The organism is Microcoleus sp. OTE_8_concoct_300 (genome assembly GCF_031383065.1).
Taxonomy (GTDB): domain Bacteria; phylum Cyanobacteriota; class Cyanobacteriia; order Cyanobacteriales; family Microcoleaceae; genus Microcoleus.
Genome location: NZ_JANMZH010000072.1, coordinates 1 through 2,670, shown reverse-complemented (window position 1 = coordinate 2,670; position 2,670 = coordinate 1). Strand labels below are relative to the sequence as shown.

Here is a 2,670-nt window from a genome sequence, read left to right as displayed (position 1 = left end):
GGGATGCGCGGATTCAGATGGCTCCGGGCGTGAGTGCCTTTGTTCATGATGCCTATGCGTTAGGAGTAGGCAGCTTACACGCATCATTACTCGGTCTTTTTACCGTTGCCGATGTACGGGGGACTCCAGCAGCAGCCCAAGGTGAACTGCTGCGATTTTTTGCCGAGATGCCTTGGTATCCAACTGCACTATTACCCAGTCAGGGTGTGCGCTGGGAAGCCATTGACGATACCTCCGCCCGCGCTACATTCACCGATGCTCCAACAACGGTTTCCCTCCTGTTTCGGTTTAATGCTCAAGGAACGATCGAAACCATGCGGGCTGAAGCGCGTTATCGCGACAAGCTGACTGCGATGCCTTGGAGCGGTCGATTTGGGGAATATTCAGTTCGCAATGGGATGCTGATTCCTTTAGAAGGCGAGGTGGGATGGGAGTATCCAGAAGGCACTCGGCTCTATTTTAAAGGAAGAACTACAGAGATTAGCTATGAGTTTGTGCTGTAGCAAAATCTTGGGATTGTAACCCTTGCCAATTTTTTTTACGATCGAGGTCGATCGCCCTAGTCACGGCCTGTTTGGTTGTTGCTAGCGTAGCTGCCGGTAAAAAAGCATCAATTAAGCGGGCAGAAGATTTGTGATGCGATCGATATTTTAACTTTACTTTGAATCGCTATTGTGCGATCGCACTAGCAAATGTAGAGTGCGTCAATCGTAAATTTAATCAGATAGTTCATAGATACTTCTAAAGGGAGAGAGCAAAAGCTAAGTCTGTAAATACTATGAAAGGTAACAAATTAGGTAAGTAAATGAGCCCGCTCAAAGAACCCCTGAGAAAGGACTGTCAAGATGAACTTATTCAGGTTAATGAAGTTGACGATAGGGCGATACATCCTATCGCAAATGCTAAGGTCTATACTCAAGCAAACGCAAGGGCATCCCAAGTCGAAACCCTGGCTAAACTATACCTAGAAGGCGAGGCTGCGGAAATTTCTGATGCAACGATCGCAGAATTGTGTGATTGGCTCTGGATTGAGTTTCAGAACACCCCGCTAAATGTACAATTCTCCTGGTATTCGCGTTACAACAACGCCACAGAAATGTTTGCCGATATCCAGCAAAATCATCTCTGGGTGTCTGATGAAAATTATGACACAACCTTGGGTATTAATCCCATCTATAACTTCATCTTCCAGGCAATGCACGACAATGACCACTACCGCACTCATAGCGATTTTAGTTTGCAAGGGGAAATCGCGACCTACAAGGCCACCGCAAAACGTGCACCAAGTCTAAACATCCAAAAAATTATCTACTCCGAAAGTGTACTGCGATCGGCTGCCTATCTTTTTTTGGGACACGCGCCTCTAGCCAAAATTGTCTTTCCGTAATTCCTAGAGATACTCATTCCATGAGTGTCCTTGTGTTTCACATTAATTTTTTCGTAATAAAGGAGCAATCGCATGACCACAACCATAATGTCATTGAACACTACCGAAATTCGTTGGGCGGATGTGATTGAGTATCCCCAGACAGGACTTAAGAGCAAGATTCTGCTGGAAGATGGAAACTGCCGATATGCGCTGATGTCCCTAGCGATGGGAATGCACATCGCAGAACATACTAATCCTCGCAATGCCACGGTAAACGTGATTGAAGGACAAGGCTTGCTGACGCTTGAAGGCAAAGAGATTGTCCTAGAATCTGGAGTCTTTGTTTTTATACCTGGTACCGCACGCCACGCCATTAAAGCAGTGACAAACCTCACTTTTTTATTAATACTTTCTGAAAAGGTTACTGAATCTCATCATTGACTTTCAAATATCCACTCTATCTAATGACAGATGTAAAGCTTGGACTATTTCTATTAAATACTACTAATTAACTAAACTTTTAGGAAAATACTAATGTTAGATATTGATGAAATGAGTTCAAAAGAAATACAGGAGCTGCTACACCAAGTAGGATACGGTCATCTGGGCTGCATACACGAAGGCAAACCCTACGTGATGCCAATGAATTATTATCTCGAAGAAGAGGACATTTACCTGTTTACAACGATCGGCATGAAGACTCACGATCTTGATGCAAATCCAGAAATTTGTTTGCAGGTTGAAGAAATACGCGAGCCACTTCATTGGCGCAGCGTGATCGTCAATGGTCGAGCTTCGCGCCTCACTGAACAGGAAGATATCGATCGGGTAATGCACCTCGTCAAAGAGCGCAATCCCATGCTCTCACCTGCGATCAATCGAACCTGGACTGATTCTCAGGGACGTTCAGAGGTAATTGCAATTTACCGCATCGACGCGAGTGAAATGAGCGGACGCACGACTGATGGAGTCAGCAGTAAGAACCCATAGGAGCGCTCTCGTCAACCGTGCAGCAAACTTATAAGGCAACTTGTTGATCCTGTATGGCATCTCATGCACCTGTTTGGACACTATCGACCCAGCAAGTCTACGAAACCCTCTCAACTTCAGAAAAGGGACTTTCAGAGACAGAAACAGCAATCAGAATCAAGCATTACGGCTTTAATGAACTGCCCGAACCAGCCAGAAGATCGCTATTACTCCGCTTCACCGATCAGTTGACCCATTTCATGGCACTCTTGCTCTGGGTTGCAGGTGCGCTGGCTTTTGTGTCCGGTACACCAGAACTCGGCTGGGCAGTC

Annotated in this window: 5 protein-coding genes; all 5 read left to right on the top strand. The window is 45.7% G+C overall.

What is annotated here, in order from left to right; genetic code table 11:
- Positions 1–503, top strand: a 503-nt coding sequence (locus ACUVJL_RS03615) for a DUF6920 family protein (protein WP_445244598.1), incomplete at its 5' end; no start/stop codon positions are given.
- Between the two features lie 302 nt (positions 504–805).
- Complete coding sequence (locus ACUVJL_RS03610; protein WP_445244597.1) at positions 806–1,387, top strand: transposase; 582 nt, start codon at positions 806–808, stop codon at positions 1,385–1,387.
- A gap of 72 nt (positions 1,388–1,459) precedes the next feature.
- Positions 1,460–1,810 (top strand): cupin domain-containing protein, encoded by a 351-nt coding sequence (locus ACUVJL_RS03605; protein WP_445244596.1) that lies wholly within the window; start codon positions 1,460–1,462, stop codon positions 1,808–1,810.
- A 111-nt stretch (positions 1,811–1,921) separates the two neighbouring features.
- Positions 1,922–2,359 (top strand): pyridoxamine 5'-phosphate oxidase family protein, encoded by a 438-nt coding sequence (locus ACUVJL_RS03600; RefSeq protein WP_445244595.1) that lies wholly within the window; start codon positions 1,922–1,924, stop codon positions 2,357–2,359.
- A 53-nt stretch (positions 2,360–2,412) separates the two neighbouring features.
- A partial coding sequence (locus ACUVJL_RS03595) for a cation-transporting P-type ATPase (protein WP_445244594.1) occupies positions 2,413–2,670 on the top strand: 258 nt, incomplete at its 3' end.